A 19,262-nucleotide genomic window follows, 5' to 3' on the forward strand; every position below is an offset into this window, starting at 1 on the left:
CATGCGCTTCGAAATCCTTGGCCCGGCCAAGGTCGTGGGCGACGACGGAGCGCCGGTCTCGCTCGGCGGCCCTCGGGTGCGCGGACTGCTCACCCTGCTGGCGCTCGACGCGGGGCGCGTCGTCGGCGCCGAGCACCTCGTCGACCACCTGTACGGCGAGCGGCCGCCCGAGGGCGTGGCCAACGCGCTGCAGTCGCAGGTGTCGCGGCTGCGCCGGGCACTGGGCCGGGACCGGATCGAGTTCCACCCGGCGGGCTACCGGCTGGCGGCCGACCCGGAGGACGTCGACGCGCGGCGGTTCGAACGGCTGGCCGGCGAGGGCCGGCGAGCGCTGGCCGCGGGCGACGCCCGGCAGGCGGCCAGGCTGCTGCGCGAAGCGCTGGAGCTGTGGCGCGGCCGTCCGCTGGCCGACGTCCCGCGTGCCGAGGCGGCCGCGGCGGGGCTGGCGGAGCTGCGGCTGGCGGCCGTCGAGGACCGCGTCCAGGCCGAGCTGGAGCTGGGGCGCCATCGCGAGCTGGCTGCCGAGCTGCGGCAGCTGACCGCCGCCCACCCGCTGCGCGAGCGGCTGCACGCTCAGTTGATGCGCGCCCTCTACGGCAGCGGCCGCCAGGCCGAGGCGCTGGCCGTCTACCAGGAGGCCAGGCGTCTGCTGGGCGAGGAGCTGGGCGTCGAGCCGGGCGCCGAGCTGTCGGCCGCCCAGCTGGCGGTGCTCAGGGCCGAACCGGCGCTGGGCCCCGCGGCCGGCGTGTCCAGACAGGGCGTGCGCGCGCAGCTCACCAGCTTCGTGGGTCGCTCCGAGGAGCTGAGCCAGGTCGGCACCCGCCTGCGCGCGAACAGGCTGGTCACGCTGATCGGCACGGGCGGCGCCGGCAAGACGCGGCTGGCCATGGAGACGGCCGAGCGGGCCGGCGGCGACGTGTGCGTGGTGGAGCTGGCGCCGGTGACCGACGGGGCGGACGTGCCGAAGGCGGCGCTGGCCGCGCTCGACCTGCACGACGCGCTGCTCTCGGGACCGGAGCGGCCGATGGTCGATCCGGTCGCGCGCCTGACGGCCGCGCTCGCCGGCCGGGAGCTGCTGCTGGTCCTGGACAACTGCGAGCACCTCGTCGCCGCCGTCGCCGAGCTGGCCGACCGGTTGCTGGCCGCCTGCCCGGGGCTGCGGGTGCTGGCCACCAGCCGCGAGGCGCTCGGCATCACCGGCGAGTCGATCCTGCCGGTGGCGCCGCTGCGGTTGCCGCCGTCCGGCGCCCCGAACCCGCTCGACTACCCGGCCGTGCGGTTGTTCGCCGATCGGGCCGCCGCGGTGCGTCCGGGGTTCGTGGTCGGCGAGGACGACTTGGCGCGGGTGGTGAGCGTCTGCCGGGCGCTCGACGGGCTGCCGCTGGCCATCGAGCTGGCCGCGGCCCGGCTGCGCACGCTGTCCGTGGCCGACGTGGCCGACCGGCTGGACGACAGGTTCCGGCTGCTGGCCCGTGGCAGCCGCACCGCGCTCCCCCGTCACCAGACGCTGCGGGCGGTCGTGGCGTGGAGCTGGGACCTGCTCGACGAGAGCGAGCAGCTGCTGGCCGCCCGGCTGACCGTGTTCGTCAACGGCGCGACGCCCGCCGCGGCGGAGCGGGTCTGCGGGCTGCCGGAGGAGACCCTGTTCGCGCTGGCGGAGAAGTCGCTGGTCGAGGTGGTCGACGGCCGCTACCGGATGCTGGAGACGATCCGCGCCTACTGCGCCGAACGGCTGGCCGAGGCGGGCGAGACCGAGGCGATGCGCGAGGCTCACGCCGTCCACTACGCGGAGCTGGTGGCCGAGGCCGATCCTCACCTGCGCCGGAGCGAGCAGCTGGAGTGGCTGGCCCTGCTCGACGACGAGAGCGACGACATGATCGCGGCCGTGCGGTGGGCGGCGCAGTCGGGCCGCGGCGAGCTCGGCCTGCGGCTGCTGGCCAACGCCGCCTGCTACTGGTGGATGCGGGGACACCGGCAGGCCAGTGCCCGTCTGGCCCACGAGCTGCTGGCCACGATGCCGCTCGGCGCCCCCGACGGTCTGGAGGAGGAGTACACGCTGTCCGTGCTGGTCGCCGCCTGGAGCGGCGAGCCGGACGACGCGCTGCGCGGCCCGCTGGACGGCCTGCGGCATTCCTTTGTCTCGGACTACATGCCCGCGAAGTTGGAGTTTCTGACGATGATGCGGTCGATGTTCACCGGGCCGCCCGGTGACGTCGATGTCGTGCTGGCGCTGCTCAAGAGCTCGAGCGGGTCCCTGCCACCGTGGCAGCGGGCGCTGACCACGTGCGGAGTGGCCTTCATGCTGCAGGATGCCGGCGAGCCCGAGGAGGCCAGAGCCGAGTTCGAGCGGGCGCTGGCCATCTTCAGGGAGCTCGGCGAGCGGTGGGGCATCACGCTGGTGCTGGCGGGGCTCGGTGACCTGGCCTTCGAGCAGGGCGATCACGCCACCGCGCACGCTCTGGCCGAGCAGACGCTGCAGGTGTCGCGGGAGCTCGGCTCGCTGCCGGACATGGCGGAGAGCCTGTGCCGTGGCGCCGACGCGGTGAGCCGCATGGGTGACCTGGCGGCCGCGCGGGCCGGCTACCTGCGGGCCGCGGAGCTGTCGCGACGGGCAGGCTCGGGCGACACGATGGCGTGGGCGCAGCTGGGGTTAGGAGAGGTGGCGATGCTCCACGGTGAGGTCGACCAGGCGCGTGCCTGCCTGGCGCAGGCCGAGGACGCCTGTCCCGACGGCTGGTACAGCATGCACACCATCCGCGAGCGCATCCGCGACGGGCGGGAGGCGCTCGCCCGGCTCGTCAGCGAACGGTAGGCGATCGGTCAGCGGCCTCGCCGATGGTGGCGGCATGAAGAACAAATGGGCCAGCCTGGTCATCGTCTGCCTGGCCACGCTGCTGCTCTCCCTCGATCTGACCGTCCTGCACCTCGCGCTGCCGATGCTGGTGGGCGACCTCGGCGCCAGCGCCACGCAGCTGCTCTGGATCGGCGACGTGTACGGCTTCGCGGTCGCGGGCCTGCTCATCACGATGGGCAACCTCGGCGACCGGATCGGCCGCAAGCGCCTGCTGCTCATCGGCGCGGCCGCGTTCAGCGCCGCCTCGGTGGTGACCGCGTACGCCCCGAGCCCCGAGCTGCTCATCGCCGCCCGGGTGCTGCTGGGCGTCGCCGGCGCGATGATCATGCCGTCGACCCTGTCGATCCTGCGCAACGTCTTCACCGATCCCGGCGAACGGACGGCCGCGATCGGCATCTGGAGCGGGATGAACGCCGCCGGGTTCGCCATGGGCCCGGTCGTCGGCGGCCTGTTGCTCGACCGCTTCTGGTGGGGTTCGGTCTTCCTGATCAACCTGCCGATCATGGCTCTGGTCCTGGTCGGCGGCATCCTGGTGCTGCCGGAGTCGCGCAACCCCGACGCGGGCCGCATCGACCTGCCGAGCGTGGCGCTCTCCTTCACCGGCGTCGTGGCGGTCATCTACGCGATCAAGGAGGCCGCGCACGACGGGCTGGGGCGGGGCGACGTGCAGGTGGCGGGCGTGCTGGGCGTGGCCTGCCTGGCGTACTTCCTGTGGCGGCAGACCCGGCTCGCCGATCCGCTCATCGACGTGCGGCTCTTCCGGCGCAGGGCGTTCAGCGCGTCGATCGGCACCAACCTGCTGGCGATCTTCACGATGATGGCCATGTCGCTGATCTTCGCGTGGTACTTCCAGCTGGTGCTCGGCTGGTCGCCGCTGCAGGCCGGGCTCGCGGGCCTGCCGGGCGGCCTCAGCGGGGCGGTCGGCGGGTTCGTGGCGGCCAAGCTGATCCACTTTCTCGGCCGGAACGGCGTCGTGGCGCTCGGCCTGACCATGAACGCCGGCTCGTTCCTCTGGTACAGCACCCTCGGGCTGGAGGTCGACTATCTCGTCCTGCTCATCCCCATGATCATCGGCGGTATGGGGATCGGCTTCGCCTTCACCGTCAACAACGACAACGTCCTCGCCACGGTGCCGAAGGAGCGCGCGGGCGCGGCCGCCGCGGTGTCGGAGACCTCGTTCGAGCTGGGCGGCTCGCTCGGCATCGCGATCCTGGGCACGGTGCTGAACAGCACCTACAGCGCCGGTCTGCGGCTGCCGGCCGATGTCCCCGGCGAGGCGGCGCGGGAGTCCATCGCCGGGGCGATGCACGTGGCCGCGAGTCTGCCTCCCGAGCAGGGCGCGCGGCTCATCCACGCGGCACGGGTGGCGTTCGTCGAGGGAGTGCACGTCACCGGGCTCAGCGCGGCGGCGATGCTGGTCGTGGTGGCGGTGCTCGCGTTCGTCGGGCTGCGCGGCGTGCCCAAGGTCATCCCGGAAGAGGTGCCGGCTCGGGCGCGTTCGTGACGGCGCGCGGCGCGGCCCGCAGGCTGCGCCGCCGGGCCAGCACCAGCAGCGCCGCCAGGCCGGTGAGCAGGGGCGGCACCACGAAGGCCAGGGACGGCCCGAACCGGTCGACCAGTTGCCCGGCGACCGAGGCGCCGGTGGCGATGCCCAGGCCGATGGCGCCGCCCAGCCAGGTGAACGACTCGGTGCGGACCTCGTCGGGGACGAGGCCGTCGATGATGGTGTAGCCGGTGATCACCACGGGCGCGATGATCAGGCCGGCCAGCGCGGCCGTGCCGTACAGGAGGGGGATGGTCCCGGCGACGGTGAGGGTGCTGGTGGCCGCCGCGAGCAGGGCGAGGCCCGCCGCGAGCCTGGCCGTGGCGGAGACGCGCCAGCGGATGGCGCCGTACAGCAGGCCGCCGAGCACGCTGGCGCCCGAGAAGGTGCCGTAGATCGCGCCCGCCGAGGCGGGCGCGCCGAGCCCGGCGGTCAGCGAGGTGACGCCCACCTGGAGGCTGCCGAAGACCGAGCCCATCGCCAGGAAGGCGGTCGCCAGCGGCGTCACGCCGGGCAGCCGCAGCACTCCCCCCGCCGAGCCGGCGCGGACCGGCATCGGCTCGGGCCTGCCGGTCCGGACGCCCGCGAAGACGGCGGTGCCCACGACGACCAGCACCAGGGCCACGAGCAGGGCGACGACCGGCGAGTATCCGGTGGACAGCAGCACCAGCAGCACCGGGGCCAGGGTGAACATCAGCTCATCGGTGATGGACTCGACCGCGAAGGCGGTGTTCAGCCGGGCCGTGCCGCCCAGCCGGTGCGCCCAGCGGGCTCTGACCATCGCCCCCACCTGCGGTACCGAGGCTCCGGCCAGGGCGGCGGTGACCACGAGCAGCGGGGTGGGCGCCTGGGCCGTGGCGAGCGCCAGCAGGGCGCCGAGGGCGAGGCCGTGCAGCACGAGTTGCGGCACCAGCAGTCTGGCCTGGCCGTGCCGGTCGGCCAGGCGTCCGGTGCGCGGGCCGACGATCGCCTGCGACACCGCGGCCGCCGCGGAGGCCACGCCGGCCGCGCCGTAGGAGCCGGTGGCCCACTCCACCAGCAGCAGGATGCCGAGCTGCAGCATCGCGAACGGCAGTCGCGCCACGAGCGCGGGCAGCAGGAAGCGCCACGCGCCGGGGGTGGCCAGCACGTTCAGGTAGGACTTCAAGGGTCTCCGTCCAGGTCAAGACGGAGCCTTCCCGGAGGAGCGCACCCGTCAGGTGGGCTTCGACCGGGGTGATACCGACACAGGTCGGCCGCCGAGCGGTCTATCAATGCGTTCAAGCCATCAAACGCGACAAACACCGATCTTATTGCAGAAAACGACCAGCCAGATCAAGGCCGGCCGTCGCACCCCCCGGCGCGGTCAGAGGTGCTCGCGCAGGAAGCCGGCGGTCGCCTCGACCGCCTGGGTGACGTACGGCTCCGCGTCGTAGAGGTCGATGTGCCGCTTGGCGTCGATCCAGACGATCCGCTTCGGCTCGTCCAGCCGCCGGTACGCCTCCTCGGCGCCCTCCGGGGAGCAGAACCGGTCGATCACGCCGTGCACGATCAGCGCCGGTCTGGGTGACAGGAAGTCGGCGCCCATCATGTTGTCCACGGTGATCAGCTCGCGCAGGCTGGCGCGGGTGACCTCGTTCGCCCAGTGCGGGGAGGCGCCGCGCTCGGTGCCGTAGTAGGAGTACGGCTCGTCGCCCGGCATGGCGGCCTCCCCCTCCGCGGCCACGGCGGGGAGGTACTCGACCGGGCCGCCCCGGTCCTGGCGCTCCAGCACCTCGCCAAGATCGGCCAGCGCGGCCTGGTAGTCCATGCCGGACCGCATCGTGTAGGGGTTGTTGTAGGCGCCGGCGATGCCGGCGAACACCTTCACCCGAGGCTCGAAAGCCGCGAACTTCAGGGCGTATCCGCCGCCCAGGCAGATCCCGACGACCCCGATCCGCTCCCCGTCGGCCTCCGGCCGCGACCGCAGGAACGACACCGCGGCCCGCAGGTCGTGCAGCTTGCCCTGCGGATCCTCGTGCCGCCGCGGCTCGCCGCCCGACTCGCCCCAGTTGCGATGGTCGAAGGCCAGCGTGACGTAACCCTCCCTGGTCAGCCGCTCGGCGTACAGCCCGCAGACCTGGTCACGCACTCCCGTGAACGGCCCGGTGAAGACCAGCGCCGGGTGCGGCCCCGCGCCCTGGGGCAGGCGCAGGTCGCCGGCCAGCGTGACCCCGCCGGCCTCGAAGTCGATTCTCATGCCATCAGTCTGAGGGGCGCGGCGGCCGGGCGTGCCCCGGCCGCCGTGCCCGTCAGGAGTCGAACCCCAGCCCCATCCGGTCGAGCGTGCGCAGCCAGAGGTTGCGCCGGCCCTGGTGCCGATCGGCCTGCGCGATCGACCAGCGGGTGAACTGGATCACCCCGGACCGCACCGGCTCCGGCGGGAACGGGACCGGCTTCTCCTTCACCATGCGCAGCTCGGTGCGCTCCGTGCGCTCACCCGCGAGCAGGTCGAGCATCACGTTGGCGCCGAACCGGGTGGCGCCCACCCCCATGCCGGTGTAGCCGACCGCGTAGGCGAGGCGCCCACCGTGCGCCTGGCCGTAGAAGGCGCTGAACCGGCTGCAGGTGTCGATCACACCGCCCCAGCGGTGCGTGAAACGCACCTCCGCCAGCTGCGGGAACGTGGTGGCGAAGTGCTCGGCCAGCTTGACGAAGGTCTCGTCGCGCTGGTCGTACTCGGGCTTGACCAGGCCGCCGTTGTAGTAGACGGCGTCGTAGCCGCCCCACAGCACGCGGTTGTCGTCGGTCAGCCGGTAGTAGTGGAACTGGTTGGCCGCGTCGCCGACGCCCTGCCGGTTGCGCCAGCCCACCTCGTCGAGCTGCCCCTGCGACAGCGGCTCCGTCATCAGGGCGTAGTCGTACACCGGCACCACGAAGTGCTTGAGCCGGCGCAGCAGCGGCGGGAACACGCCGGTGGCCAGGGCGACCCGGCGGCCGGTGGTCACGCCGTGCGGGGTGCGCAGGCTGATCGTCGTGCCGTCGTCGGTCATCGAGCGGACCGGGCTGCGCTCGTAGACCCGGACGCCGAGCCGCAGGCACACCTCGCGCAGCCCCCACGCCAGGCGGGCCGGGTCGACCATGGCGCAGCCGTCGCGATCCCAGAACCCGCCGAGGTAGGTCGGCGAGTCGATCTCGGCCCGGATCTGGTCGCGGTCCAGCGGCACGTGGCCAAGACCCAGCTCGGAGGCGACGTCGAGGTGCTCGCGCTGCGCCTCCAGCTGCCAGGGCTCGGTGGCGACGTTGAGCTCGCCGGTGCGCTCGAACGAGCAGTCGACGCCGTAGCGCTGGAGGGTCCGCTCGATCTCGTCGAGGTTCTCGACACCCATGCGTTCGAGCCGGTCGATCTCGTCCGGCCAGCGCTCCAGCCCGTTCGGCAGGCCGTGCGTGAGGGTCGCCATGCAGAACCCGCCGTTGCGGCCGGAGGCCGCCCAGCCGATGCGGCGTCCTTCGAGCAGGACGACGTCCTGCGAGGGGTCACGTTCCTTGGCCATCAGGGCGGTCCACAGCCCCGAGAAGCCTCCGCCGACGACGACCAGGTCGGCGTCGGTGTCGCCGTCGAGCCGCGGTCGCGGCTCGGGCCTGGCCGGACTGTCCAGCCAGTACGGCTTGCGCTCCGCGTCAGCAAGAGCCTTCAGCGGATCCACAAATCCCACTTCCCTACGAAATATATGATCTTAAAATTGCGGGATCTTCTCAGAATGGTGATCACGCGCGGGTTCCCCCCGCCGAGCTCCGATCTCGCCTCCCTGTTCTTTGCCGGAGAATCCGTCCGTGCCGGAAAGCTGTTTCCGTGCCGGAGAACGCCGATCCCCCCGCCATCGCGAGGGGATCACGACGCATGGTCTCAGGTGCGGCGGCGCGCCGCGACCGCGTTGCCGATCGCGATGAGCACGCCCAAGCCGAAGATCAGCGTGCCCATGACGTTGACCTGTGGCGGGATGCCCGTCTTCACCGACCCGACGATCCACAGCGGGAAGGTGAGGGTCGAGCCGTTGACGAAGCTGGTGACCACGTAGTCGTCGATCGACAGCGCAAACGCCAGCATCGCGCCGGCGAGCACGCCGGGCAGGATGGCCGGCAGCGTGACCTGCCTGAACGTCCCCCACGTGGTCGCCCCGAGGTCCCGGGCCGCCTCCTCCATCGACGGGTCGAGCGTGACGACCCGCGCCCGCACGGTGACCGTGACGAAGGAGAGCGAGAACAGCACGTGCGCGATCGTGATGGTGATGGCGTCACGCGGCAGGTTGGCCGAGACGAACAGCGACAGCAGCGACGCGCCCATGACCAGTTCGGGCGTGGAGATGGCGGCGAAGACCAGGAAGTTGGTCGCCCCCTGCCCCCGGAAGCGGTGCCTGCCGAGCGCCAGCCCCAGCATGGTGCCGATCACGACGGTGATGACGGTGCTGATCAGCGCGATGTAGATCGAGTTGCGCAGCGCCGTGGTCAGGTCGGAGATCTCGAAGAGCTGCTGGTACCACTTGAGGGTGAACCCGTGCCAGCTGGTGTTGGACTTGCTCGGCGTGTCGTTGAAGCCGAACATGATCATGACCGCGATCGGCGACGACAGCCAGAGGATCACCAGCCAGGTGTAGACGTGCAGCAACCGGTCGCCGAGCCTGCCGCCCCTGCTCCTCATCGGGCCGCCGCCTCAAGGACGTTCTCGGTGCCGAGCGCCTTGGCGTAGACGAAGATGCCCACCAGCAGCATGGCCATGAGAGTGAACGACAGCGCCGAGGCCGTCGGGTAGTCGAGGTTGGTCAGGTACTCGGTCTGGATGATGTTGCCGATCATGGTGTTGCCCGTGCCGCCGAGCACCTGGGCGTTGACCGGGTCGGCCGTGGCGGGCACGAACGTCATCAGCACTCCGGCGAACACCCCCGGCAACGACAGCGGGAGCACCACCCGGCGGAAGGCCGCCGCCCGTGAGGCGTACAGGTCCTGGGCGGCCTCCACGGTCCGCGGATCGACCCGCTCCAGCGAGACGTAGATCGGCAGGATCATGAACGGCAGCCAGTTGTAGGTCAGCCCGGCGACCACGGCGAACGTGGTGGCCAGCACGTGGAAGCCGGCGGGCAGCAGGCCCCAGCTCTTCAGCGTGCCGAGCAGGATCCCGTCGTCGGACAGCAGGAAGCCCCACGAGATGGTCCGCAGCACGAACGACACGAAGAACGGCAGCAGCAGCAGGAACAGGTAGACCGACTTGCGGCGGCCGCCCTTGAAGGCGATCCAGTAGGCCACCGGATAGCCGATCAGCAGCATCGCCACCGTCGCGAGCGCGCCGTACCCGAGCGAGCGGAAGAGCTGCGGGCTGTACGTGCTCAGCGCGTCGGCGTAGTTGGAGAAGCTGAACGTCATCGCGAAGCCGTCGATGGCGTTGCCGGTCTGCAGCGACACCGAGGCCATCGCGGCCAGCGGCACCACCAGGAAGATCGACAGCCACATCCAGCTCGGCAGTGCCAGGAGGTAGGGGGTCAGGCGCCGCATCGGCTAGGCCTGCGTGATCGACTGGAAGATCGGGTTGAAGATCTGCTCCTGCGCCGTGGTGAGCGTGGTGTAGCTGCGCAGCTTGGCGTAGTCGGCCTCGGTCGGGAACACCAGGGGGCTGGCGACCAGGGCCTCCAGATCCTTCTTGTCCTTGCCCTCGGCCGTCGCGGCCTTCTCCTTGAGCAGGTCCTGCACCGCCGGGACCGGAGAGACGAACTGGACGTACTCATCGAGTTCGGCGGCGACGGCCGGCTGGTAGAGGTAGTCCATGAGGATGAGCGCGTCGAGGGGGTTGGCGGCGCCCTTGGGGATGAGCATGTTGTCGGTCCAGATCGTGCCGCCCTCCTGGGGCACCACGAACCTGACCGGCTCACCGGCGAGCTGGCGCTGGAAGACGTCGCCCGACCAGGCCATGGTCAGCCAGACGTCGCCCTTGGAAACGGCATCAATGTACGATTGATCGTAATATTTCCGCACGATTCCGTTGTCGCGCTGGGCCTTGAGCTTCTCCCCGGCCTTCCGCCAGTCGGCCTCGGTGGACTTCTCCGGGTCGATGCCGAGGGCGAACATCCCGAAGTTGGCGATCTCCTGGGCATCGGCCATCATGCCGACCCGGCCCTTGTACTTCGGATCGAAGAGGGCCTCGATGCTGGTGATGTCGTCCTTGACGTACTTGGTGTTGTACGCGATGCCGGTTATGCCGGACATGTAGGGAAGCGTGTAGGTGTTGCCCGGGTCGTACGACCGCTCCTTGTACTTGGCGCCCGCGTGGGCCGCGAAGTTGGGCAGCTGCGAGTGGTCGAGCGCCGTGGCGTAGCCCAGCTCGAACATGTGCTGGAGCTGGACGCCGTTGGTCATCACGACGATGTCGTAGCCCAGCGACTGCCCGGCCCGGAGCACCGGGTCGACCTTGCCGAAGAACTCCGCGTTCTCGTTGACGACCTCCTTGTACTCGTAGGAGATCCCGGTGGCCTTGGCGAAGGCCTCCAGCGGAGCCTTGTCCCCGGGCATGTACTCCGGCCAGTTGGCGAAAACCACCTTGCCGTGCTTGGTCTGCTTCGACCAGAAGTCCTTGACCGCGTCGGCCTTGGGCGGCGCCGCCTTCTGGCCCTGGACGCCACAGGCGGCCAGGGCGAGGGCCGCGGCCGACAGGCCGGCGATCCGGAACGCCTCACGACGAGTACGGGGCTGGGTGACGCCCCTGAGCAGGGCGGGGTTGTGCAGAGGGTCCATGAGGTGCTGTCAACTTCCTATCGCGTATGAGTGCCGCGCCTGCCACGACAGCCAGACGGAGTCGCCTCGCTCCGCGGTGGTCGTCGAGTCGTGCGCGTTCTGCTGGAACACCGTGACCTCGGCCCCGTCGGCGAGACTCACGGCGTAGCTGTTGTAGGTCCCCAGGTAGACCACCTCGGCCACGGTCCCCGGCACGGCGCTCACGTCGCCGCCGGGCTTGTCGGTGGAGATGGTGATCTTCTCCGGCCGTACGGTCACCGTGACCGGGCCGTCCCGGTCCGGCACCAGGACCTTGCCCCCGCCGAGCTCCAGCGTGCCGCCGGACGCGGTGCCGGCCAGCAGGTTGGAGGTACCGATGAAACCCGCGACGAACGCCGTGGCCGGGCGCTCGTAGATCTCGCGGGGTCCGGCGAGCTGCTCGACCAGACCGTCGTTCATGACGGCGATCCGGTCGCTCATCGTCAGCGCCTCGCTCTGGTCGTGCGTGACGTACACGAAGGTGATGCCGACCTCGCGCTGGATCCGCTTCAGCTCGATCTGCATCGCCTGGCGGAGCTTGAGGTCGAGCGCGCCGAGCGGCTCGTCGAGCAGGAGCGCCCGCGGCCGGTTGACCAGGGCGCGGGCCAGCGCGACCCGCTGCTGCTGGCCGCCCGACATCTCGCGGGGCCGGCGCTTCTCCCGGCCGGCCAGGTCGACGATCTCCAGCATCTCGCCGACCCGCTGCTTGATCTCGGCCTGCGGCGTCTTGCGCTGCTTGAGGCCGAACGCCACGTTGTCCCAGACGCTCATGTGCGGGAACAGCGCATAGGACTGGAAGACCATGTTGACGTCGCGCTTGTTCGGCGGCACGTTCGTGACGTCCTGGCCGTGCAGCCGCACCACGCCCTTCGAGGGCTCCTCGAAGCCCGCGATCATCCGCATGGTCGTGGTCTTGCCGCACCCGGACGGGCCGAGGAGGGAGAAGAACTCCCCCTCGGCGATGTCCAGCGTGATGCCCTTCACCGCCTGGACGACCTCACCGTGCGAGAGGTACTCCTTGACGACGCCCTCGAGCGCGATCGCATTCAGTTCGGTCATCCCAGGAACTGTCCTTCGCTATTCGCCGATGTAGTGCATGACGTGCTTGACCCGGGTGTAGTCATGCAGACCGAACACCGAGAGGTCCTTGCCGTAGCCCGAGTGCTTGAATCCGCCGTGCGGCATCTCCGAGACGAACGGGATGTGCGTGTTGACCCAGACGACGCCGAAGTCGAGCCGGTTGGACATCCGCATGGCCCGGCCGTGGTCGGCGGTCCAGACCGAGCCGCTCAGGCCGTACTTGACGTCGTTGGCCTTGGCCAGCGCGTCGGCCTCGTCGGTGAACGTCTGGACGGTGATGACGGGGCCGAAGACCTCGTTCTGCACCATCTCGTCGTCCTGCCTGAGGCCGTCGACGACGGTGGGGGCGAAGAAGTAGCCCTTGTCGCCGACCCGGTGACCGCCGGTGAGCACCTTGGCGTGCGCCGGGGCCCGGTCGATGAAGCCCTGGACCCTGGTCAGCTGGTGCTCGTTGTTGAGCGGGCCGTACAGGGCGTCCTCGTTGGACAGGTCGCCGGTGACGGTGCCGGCGGCGGCCTCGGTGAGCGCGGCGACGAACTCGTCGTGGACGCTCTCCTGCACCAGCACGCGGCAGGCGGCGGTGCAGTCCTGGCCGGCGTTGTAGAGACCGGCCGTGGCGATGTCCGCCGCGGCCTTGCCCAGGTCCTTGACGTCCTCGAAGACCACGACGGGCGCCTTGCCGCCGAGCTCCAGGTGGACCCGCTTGAGGTCGTCGGCGGCGCTCTTGGCGACCGACATGCCCGCGCCGACCGAGCCGGTGATCGCCACCATCGCGGCCGTCGGGTGGCTCACGACCAGCGCGCCGGTCTCGCGGTCGCCGGTGACGACGTTGAAGACGCCCGCCGGCAGCACGCTGCCGACGATCTCGGCCAGCTTGAGCGTGGACGCCGGGGTGGTGTCGGACGGCTTGAGCACGATCGTGTTGCCCGCGGCCAGGGCCGGGGCGATCTTCCAGACCGCCATCATCATCGGGTAGTTCCACGGCGTGACCTGGCCGATCACGCCGACCGGCTCGTGCCGGATGACGCTGGTGTGCTCGGCGAGGAACTCACCGGCCGTCGGTCCCTCCAGCGTGCGCGCGGCGCCGGCGAAGAAGCGGAAGTGGTCGGCGGCGACGGGGGTCTCGTCCTCGGCCATCCGGGCGCGCGGCTTGCCGGTGTTGAGGCACTCGGCCTCGTTGATCTCGTCGGCCCGCGCGTCGATCGCGTCGGCGACCTTGAGCAGCAGGCCGGCTCGCTCACCCGGGGTGGTCCGTCCCCATGACTCGAACGCGGCGGCCGCGGCGGCGTAGGCGGCGTCGATGTCCTCGGCGCCCGAGATCGGGGCCTGGAGGTAGGCCTCGCCGGTGCAGGGATCGACGATGTCGGAGTATCGGCCGCTCTTGGCGTCCACGAACCCACCGTTGACGAAGTTCTGCAGACGGGTGGTCATGCGCCCTCCTTCATCGGTCGCATGACCGAGGTGCTGTATCTATCGATGACCTCGGCAAGCTCGGTCATGGATGACCTCCTCGTGAGGTGGCTGAGTTGTGGCGACTCTGACAGAGTGTTTGCATCTAGACAAGGGATTTCGTGGTGAATATACCAAATTGCTACGAAATCGCTTGACAGACTGTTGAGAGCTGACAGCATGTCGCACCAGGACGGCAATGCAGCGGGAACCTTCCCGTAATGCGGGACCGCTAGGAGGAGCCACGATGTCGACGCCGCCGCGCGTACGCCGAAAGAGCGATGCGGTCCCCGGACCGGCGTTCGTGCTCGACGAGCTGTCCAAGGCGATCATCGAGCAACTCCAGATCGACGGGCGCATGCCGTACGCGGCGATCGGCAAGGCCGTCGGCCTCTCCGAAGCGGCGGTCCGGCAGCGGGTCCAGCGGTTACAGGACGCCGGCGTCATGCAGATCGTCGCCGTCACCGACCCGCTCACCCTCGGCTTCCCCCGCCAGGCGATGATCGGCGTCACCTGCGAGGGCAACCTGGAGACGGTGGCCGACGAGCTGGCCGCCATCGACGAGATCGACTACGTCGTGCTCACGGCCGGCTCCTTCGACCTGATCGTCGAGGTGGTCTGCGAGGGTGACCGGCATCTGCTGGAGATCCTCAGCAAGATCCGCGACATTCCCGCCGTACGGGCGACCGAGTCGTTCGTCTACCTGAAGCTGCGCAAGCAGACCTATTCCTGGGGCACCCGCTGAGCCTGGCCCGTCACCCGGGCCACCGCGCGCACGGGCGCGCCGTCGGCGCCGCCGAGCCTGATCGGCAGCATCGACACCTCCACCGACAGGCCGTCCGCCCGCGCGCGGAGCAGCCGGTCGAGGCCGGTCAGGTTCTCGGCGATGACGGCGTGGGCGCCGCACAGCACGCGGTGCGCCGGAAAGTCCGCCGCCGGCGTGGGATCGACGCTCAGCGCGTCGATCCCCACGGTCCGCACCCCCCTCTCCACCAGGAGCGCGGCCGCCTCCTCGGTCAGGTACGGGTGCGCCAGGTAGGCGTCGGTGCCCCAGTGCGCCGACCAGCCGGTGGCCACCAGCACGATCGAGGCGGTCAGGCCGCGCCAGTTCCAGCCGTGCGTGAACCAGTAGCGCCCGCCCCGCTGGCGGCGGTTGAACACCTGCAGCGCGTCGGGGTCGTACCAGCCCCTGCGGGTCACGTAGCCGAGCATCATGATCACCATCCAGGGGGCGGTGCAGGTGATGATCAGCGTCGCGAACGTCGAGATGCTCTGCGTGAGGTTGGCGGCGAAGCGGCCGACGAAGATGAACACGATCGACAGCGTGCCGACGAACACCGTGGCCCGCACCCGGGTGAAGCTCGCGAAGACACTGGAGAAGTCGAGGCCGGTGCCGTACAGGGAGGTGGTGCCGGTCGACATGCCGCCGATCAGCGCGATCAGGCAGACGGGCACGAAATACCAGGTCGGAGCGATGGCCAGCAGGCCGCCGACGTAGTTGGGGGCGGCCGGGTCCATGTGCTCGGCGGACTTGGCGACGATGATCGAGGCGGTGGACAGGCCGAAGAGGAACGGCAGGAAGGTGGCGATCTGCGACAGGAACGCCGCCGCCACCGACGAGGCCGCCGCCGCGCTCCACATCCACCCCAACACGCTGGCCTACCGGCTGCGCCGCTTCAGCATCCTGACGGGCCGCGACCTGACCTCCAGCGCCGCCTTCGCCGAGGTCTGGCTGGCCATCCAGGCCGCCCGCCAACTCGGCCTGCACGACCAGTGACCACGGGTCCTCACGCTCAGTCCGAGAGCTGGACGGTGGCGATCTCCCAGGGGCGCAGGGGCAGGCGGAGGACGCCGTCCGTGACCGGGATCGGGTCGCCGGGGCGGCCGCGGAGGTCGGCGTGGCGGGCCTGGGCGAAAACGCCCTCGACGACCGCCTCGGTGCCGGAGCCGGTCAGGGCCACGACCCGGAGCTCCTGCCACCCGTCGCGGTTCCGGAGCGAGGTCATGACGACTCCGTCGCCCGTCACCGACAGGCCCGCCGCCGCCGGGGGCAGGCCGAGTGACGGCGCGCCCAGGCCGGGGACCGGCAGCAGGTCGTGCCGGAAGGTCTCCGCCGCCGGCGGCACGGCCTCCCAGCTCCCGTCGTACGGCATGAGCGCCAGGGTGACCGAGCGCGGGCCCCGGGACTGCGCGGCCGGGGTCGGCAGCTGGGGGCCGGCCGGTTCGGGACGCAGGGCGTGGCGGTTGCGCGACAGGTAGCCGACCGAGCGCAGCAGGGTGAGGGCCAGCTCGCCGCCCTCGTCCACCAGCTCGTACTCGGTGACGTGCTCCAGCAGGGCGGCCACTCCCCCGGCGGCCACCCACGAGGAGGCCGGGAAGGTGGGCAGCGGCTCCTCGCCGCACCCGCCCTCGGCGGTCAGGCCGCGGGTGACGACGGCGAACTGTCCCTCGGCGTGCGAGGCGGTCGCCGGGGAGGGCAACGGCACGTGCAGCCGGACCCGGTGGTCGGAGCAGCGGTTGTCGAACTCGACGCGCAGCCGCACGTACGGCTCGCCCGCCCGCAGCTCGATCCGGGTGTCGACGACGGTCCGCTCGGTCTCCTCGGTCCGCGAGGGAGCGGGGATCTCGGGGGTGCCCTCGATCCCGGCGCCGGCGGCCGGCCAGTGGTAGACCCGCCGGACGTCGAGCGCGGCCAGCAGCGGGCCGGAGCAGACCGTGGTGACCTCGACCGACTCGGGGTCCGAGACGATCAGGTCCTCGGCCGGGGGCGCGTGGTTGTAGCTGTCGCCGACGTCGCCGCCGTCGACGATCCGGCCGGCGCCGGTGAGGGTCACGCCGCCGGTTCCGGTCAGCGCGAGGGTGCCGTCGGCGGCCACCTCGACCCGGAGCAGCCCGTTGTCGAGCACCCGTCCCTCGGCGCGGACCCCGGCCATGGTCGCCGCCGTGCCGGAGGCGCTCTGTCCGTGCACCGTCTCGTACGGCGCCGGGCGGACGCTCGTGTGGCCGAGGGGAGGCACCTCGACGAGGGCCGCCACCGTGCGGCGCGGCTCGGCGAGGATGCGCACGCGGGTCACCCCGTCGAGCGCGCCCCGGAGCTGGGCCACGTTGAACGGGACGGACGACTCGCGCGCGACCGTGAAGGTCAGCACTCCGTCGTCGACCGCCCAGCCGGTGATGTGCCGGCCGTACAGTTCGGTGCCGTGGACGAAGGTGAGCGCCGTCGCCGGGTCCATCTCCTCGTCCAGCAGCAGGGTCGGCGCGTACTCCAGCGGCTGGACGGGCACGGCCGCGCCCGACGGGTCCACCAGCGGGTCGTCGCCCGCCACGTCCACGCACACGACCCCGCGCCGGGTGGCGGGCGTGGGGTTGACGATCAGCACGCCGTCCGACGGCACGGCGGCGGCCAGTCTGGCGGTCACCATGTCGCGCACGGCCTGTCCGAGGTGTTCGGCCTCGGCGATGCGGGCGGCCACCTGCTGGGCGGTCTCGTCCACGCCGCAGCCGGTGACGGAGTCGTGGCCGCTGGCGTCGACCAGGCGCCACCAGGCCATGTCGAGGAAGCGTCCCGGCCAGTCGCCGCCCCAGAGCGTGGCCAGCGGCTCGGCGTAGCGCTCGACCATCCGCTCGGCCCGGCCCATGGCCTGCTTGACGTGGGCGCGCACGGAGATGACACCGGGCAGGATGTTGGCCCGGGCGTGGGAGCGCAGCTCGCCCGTCACCCGCGGCAGCCCGTCCACGTCGTCCGAATATGAGCCGATATATCCGGCCAAGGTGTCCATCCGGGCGCCCATCGCGGCCACCATGGCGGGCAGTCCGCGCACCGGCGCCGAGTGGTCGGTGCCGTACATCGCCAGCAGCGGCCCGTCCGGCCCGTGCCATTCGCGCATCCGGTGGGTGAACTCGGCGGCCCGCTCGGCCAGGTGCGCGGGGTCCTCGAACAGGTGGGCCCCGTTGCCGTAGCCGCCGAGCGGCAGATAGCGCGTCCGCAGGGCCGTGCCGTCGGGCGCGACCCAGGCGAAGACGTCGGTCACCACGGACGACGGCACTCCCCGGTAGACGCAGGCGTGCGGCAGCCCGGCCCGCCGCAGGATCTGCGGCATCTGCGCCGTGTGGCCGAACATATCCGGCAGGTAGCCCACCGGCATGGCCCCGCCGAGCTTGTCGGCCCGGTCCATGCCGAGCTCCAGGTTGCGCACGATGTTCTCGCCGGAGCAGAGGAACTCATCGAGCAGGATCTGCCACGGCCCGACGGCGAGCCGCCCCGACTCGACCAGCGCGGCGACGCGGTCGCGGTGCTCCGGCCGCACCTCCAGGTAGTCGTCGACGCAGGCGAGCTGCCCGTCGAGGGTGAAGTGGTAGTCGGGCTCGTGCTCCATCGTGTCGAGCACCTCGTCCATCAGCGCGACCAGCCGCAGCCGGAAGCGCTGGAACGGCTCGTACCACTCACGGTCCCAGTGGGTGTGCGGGACGACGACGATCTCGGCGGCGCGCTCCATGCTCACGCTGCCTCCCCTCCGATCGGCAGACCATGGTGTACGGCGTAGCGGGCGGCGACGCGCTGGGCCGTGACGATGTCCTCCAGCCCGCCGGCCGCGCCGGTGAGCGGCGGCTTGCCGTCGTTGACGTACGCGTGGAAGGCGGCCAGCTGCACCTCGAACGCCTCGGTGACGTCGCGCCACTCGGTACGGCTCTCCCCCTGGGACACCATGGTCAGCGTGGTGGGCGCGTTCATCAGGTAGGGCGTGGGGAAGACGAGCTCCAGCGAGCCGCGGTCGTGGTGGACGGTCACGGTCTCGCGGTAGGCGGGGTAGTCCTCCAGGTAGTGCCACCGGATCGCGAACCTGCCGGCCACGGGCAGCGGGCCGGAGATCTCGATGGAGCCGGGGGCGGGGCCCCACGTCTCGACGTGGGAGATCTCCTCCGGTGACCCGGTGAATCGCCGCAGGAGCGACAGGTCGTGGCAGATCGAGCCGAGCGCCACCCCGTACAGGGCGCGCACGGAGTCCGGGGCCTGCTCGCCGAGAGCCCGCGACACCAGGTCGTCCTCGGCGGCGCGCAACGAGGCCAGCAGCTCGGGATCCACGTCGCGGGCCCGGGTCAGGTTGGCGAACGCCAGTTGCGACTCGCCGCTCGGGTGCAGCACGCTCACCTCGACCGACCTGATCACGGCCGCGCCGCCCAGCTCGGCCAGCAGCTCCTCGGCCCGGCGGACGGCCGGGTCGTACTGCTTCATGTAGCCGACCATCAGCCGCCCCTCGGGCAGCGCCGCCACCTCGGCCCGGGTCAGCGCCAGCGGCTTCTCGCACAGCACGGCGTAGCCGGCGGTCAGCGCCTGCCGCACCGCCTCACCGTGCGAGCCGGACGCGAGCATGACCACGGCCTCGAACCCGCCGTCGGCCAGCATCCGGTCGAGAGCGGTGTAGCGGCCGGGAGCGCCCAGGCGGTCTCCGACGGCGCCGGCGAGCGTCGCCGACAGGTCGCAGACGGCCGTCACCTCGAACAGGTCGCGTCGCCTCGACAGCAGGGGCACGTAGACCGCCTGCGCGACGGCGCCGCATCCGACCAGCGCGATCTTCACAG

15 protein-coding genes are annotated in these 19,262 nt (G+C 71.4%); 4 read left to right on the forward strand and 11 right to left on the reverse strand.

All coding sequences use genetic code 11. The features are described 5' to 3' along the window. The first annotated feature begins 1 nt into the window (after position 1). Positions 2-2,812 carry an AfsR/SARP family transcriptional regulator gene (locus IEY82_RS16865; RefSeq protein WP_189125086.1) on the forward strand — a complete coding sequence of 937 codons (2,811 nt, stop codon included), beginning with the start codon at positions 2-4 and terminating at the stop codon, positions 2,810-2,812. Positions 2,813-2,846: 34 nt separating this feature from the next. After that, complete coding sequence (locus tag IEY82_RS16870) at positions 2,847-4,358, forward strand: MFS transporter (RefSeq protein WP_189125087.1); 1,512 nt, start codon at positions 2,847-2,849, stop codon at positions 4,356-4,358. Here IEY82_RS16870 and IEY82_RS16875 read toward each other — a convergent pair. From IEY82_RS16875 to IEY82_RS16910, 8 genes are all read right to left on the reverse strand, one after another. Then, positions 4,321-5,544 carry an MFS transporter gene (locus IEY82_RS16875; protein WP_189125088.1) on the reverse strand — a complete coding sequence of 408 codons (1,224 nt, stop codon included), beginning with the start codon at positions 5,542-5,544 and terminating at the stop codon, positions 4,321-4,323. The genes IEY82_RS16870 and IEY82_RS16875 overlap by 38 nt on opposite strands. A 198-nt stretch (positions 5,545-5,742) precedes the next feature. Then, complete coding sequence (locus IEY82_RS16880) at positions 5,743-6,615, reverse strand: alpha/beta hydrolase (RefSeq protein WP_189125089.1); 873 nt, start codon at positions 6,613-6,615, stop codon at positions 5,743-5,745. A gap of 52 nt (positions 6,616-6,667) precedes the next feature. After that, complete coding sequence (locus IEY82_RS16885; RefSeq protein WP_189125253.1) at positions 6,668-8,062, reverse strand: NAD(P)/FAD-dependent oxidoreductase; 1,395 nt, start codon at positions 8,060-8,062, stop codon at positions 6,668-6,670. A gap of 200 nt (positions 8,063-8,262) precedes the next feature. Then, positions 8,263-9,054, reverse strand: coding sequence for an ABC transporter permease (locus IEY82_RS16890; RefSeq protein WP_189125090.1), 792 nt, complete (start codon positions 9,052-9,054; stop codon positions 8,263-8,265). Continuing rightward, positions 9,051-9,902 (reverse strand): ABC transporter permease, encoded by an 852-nt coding sequence (locus tag IEY82_RS16895; protein WP_189125091.1) that lies wholly within the window; start codon positions 9,900-9,902, stop codon positions 9,051-9,053. The genes IEY82_RS16890 and IEY82_RS16895 overlap by 4 nt, the downstream gene beginning before the upstream one ends. Before the next feature lie 3 nt (positions 9,903-9,905). After that, positions 9,906-11,135: a polyamine ABC transporter substrate-binding protein gene (locus IEY82_RS16900; RefSeq protein WP_189125092.1), complete on the reverse strand. Its 1,230-nt coding sequence runs from the start codon at positions 11,133-11,135 to the stop codon at positions 9,906-9,908. A gap of 9 nt (positions 11,136-11,144) precedes the next feature. Beyond that, positions 11,145-12,212: an ABC transporter ATP-binding protein gene (locus IEY82_RS16905; RefSeq protein WP_189125093.1), complete on the reverse strand. Its 1,068-nt coding sequence runs from the start codon at positions 12,210-12,212 to the stop codon at positions 11,145-11,147. Between the two features lie 18 nt (positions 12,213-12,230). Continuing rightward, a complete protein-coding gene (locus tag IEY82_RS16910; RefSeq protein WP_189125094.1) occupies positions 12,231-13,664 on the reverse strand; it encodes a gamma-aminobutyraldehyde dehydrogenase in 1,434 nt (477 codons plus the stop codon). A 265-nt stretch (positions 13,665-13,929) separates the two neighbouring features. Here IEY82_RS16910 and IEY82_RS16915 point away from each other — a divergent pair, with 265 nt between their 5' ends. Beyond that, complete coding sequence (locus tag IEY82_RS16915) at positions 13,930-14,427, forward strand: Lrp/AsnC family transcriptional regulator (RefSeq protein WP_189125095.1); 498 nt, start codon at positions 13,930-13,932, stop codon at positions 14,425-14,427. On the opposite strand, the gene IEY82_RS16920 is transcribed toward IEY82_RS16915, so the two are convergent. Further along, on the reverse strand, positions 14,406-15,296 hold the full coding sequence (locus tag IEY82_RS16920; RefSeq protein WP_189125096.1) for a cytosine permease: 891 nt from the start codon (positions 15,294-15,296) through the stop codon (positions 14,406-14,408). The two genes, IEY82_RS16915 and IEY82_RS16920, sit on opposite strands and share 22 nt — an antisense overlap. Here IEY82_RS16920 and IEY82_RS16925 point away from each other — a divergent pair. Continuing rightward, entirely contained in the window at positions 15,265-15,459 is a 195-nt protein-coding gene (locus IEY82_RS16925) for a helix-turn-helix domain-containing protein (protein ID WP_225264239.1), read from the forward strand. The two genes, IEY82_RS16920 and IEY82_RS16925, sit on opposite strands and share 32 nt — an antisense overlap. Before the next feature lie 16 nt (positions 15,460-15,475). Here IEY82_RS16925 and IEY82_RS16930 read toward each other — a convergent pair whose 3' ends face one another. Both IEY82_RS16930 and IEY82_RS16935 read right to left on the reverse strand, forming a co-directional pair. Further along, complete coding sequence (locus IEY82_RS16930; protein ID WP_189125254.1) at positions 15,476-18,178, reverse strand: glycoside hydrolase family 38 N-terminal domain-containing protein; 2,703 nt, start codon at positions 18,176-18,178, stop codon at positions 15,476-15,478. A gap of 2 nt (positions 18,179-18,180) precedes the next feature. Beyond that, a complete protein-coding gene (locus tag IEY82_RS16935) occupies positions 18,181-19,260 on the reverse strand; it encodes a Gfo/Idh/MocA family protein (RefSeq protein WP_189125097.1) in 1,080 nt (359 codons plus the stop codon). Between the last annotated feature and the right edge of the window lie 2 nt (positions 19,261-19,262).

It is taken from the genome of Nonomuraea cavernae, assembly GCF_014646355.1.
In the GTDB taxonomy this organism is placed as follows: Bacteria; Actinomycetota; Actinomycetes; order Streptosporangiales; family Streptosporangiaceae; genus Nonomuraea; species Nonomuraea cavernae.

Bases quoted from the DNA above. Each gene is read 5' to 3' on its own strand.
- IEY82_RS16865 (WP_189125086.1), top strand. From the start codon at position 2: ATGCGCTTCGAAATCCTTGGCCCGGCCAAGGTCGTGGGCGACGACGGA.
- IEY82_RS16870 (WP_189125087.1), top strand. From the start codon at position 2,847: ATGAAGAACAAATGGGCCAGCCTGGTCATCGTCTGCCTGGCCACGCTG.
- IEY82_RS16880 (WP_189125089.1), bottom strand. From the start codon at position 6,615: ATGAGAATCGACTTCGAGGCCGGCGGGGTCACGCTGGCCGGCGACCTG.
- IEY82_RS16890 (WP_189125090.1), bottom strand. From the start codon at position 9,054: ATGAGGAGCAGGGGCGGCAGGCTCGGCGACCGGTTGCTGCACGTCTAC.
- IEY82_RS16895 (WP_189125091.1), bottom strand. From the start codon at position 9,902: ATGCGGCGCCTGACCCCCTACCTCCTGGCACTGCCGAGCTGGATGTGG.
- IEY82_RS16900 (WP_189125092.1), bottom strand. From the start codon at position 11,135: ATGGACCCTCTGCACAACCCCGCCCTGCTCAGGGGCGTCACCCAGCCC.
- IEY82_RS16905 (WP_189125093.1), bottom strand. From the start codon at position 12,212: ATGACCGAACTGAATGCGATCGCGCTCGAGGGCGTCGTCAAGGAGTAC.
- IEY82_RS16910 (WP_189125094.1), bottom strand. From the start codon at position 13,664: ATGACCACCCGTCTGCAGAACTTCGTCAACGGTGGGTTCGTGGACGCC.
- IEY82_RS16915 (WP_189125095.1), top strand. From the start codon at position 13,930: ATGTCGACGCCGCCGCGCGTACGCCGAAAGAGCGATGCGGTCCCCGGA.
- IEY82_RS16930 (WP_189125254.1), bottom strand. From the start codon at position 18,178: ATGGAGCGCGCCGCCGAGATCGTCGTCGTCCCGCACACCCACTGGGAC.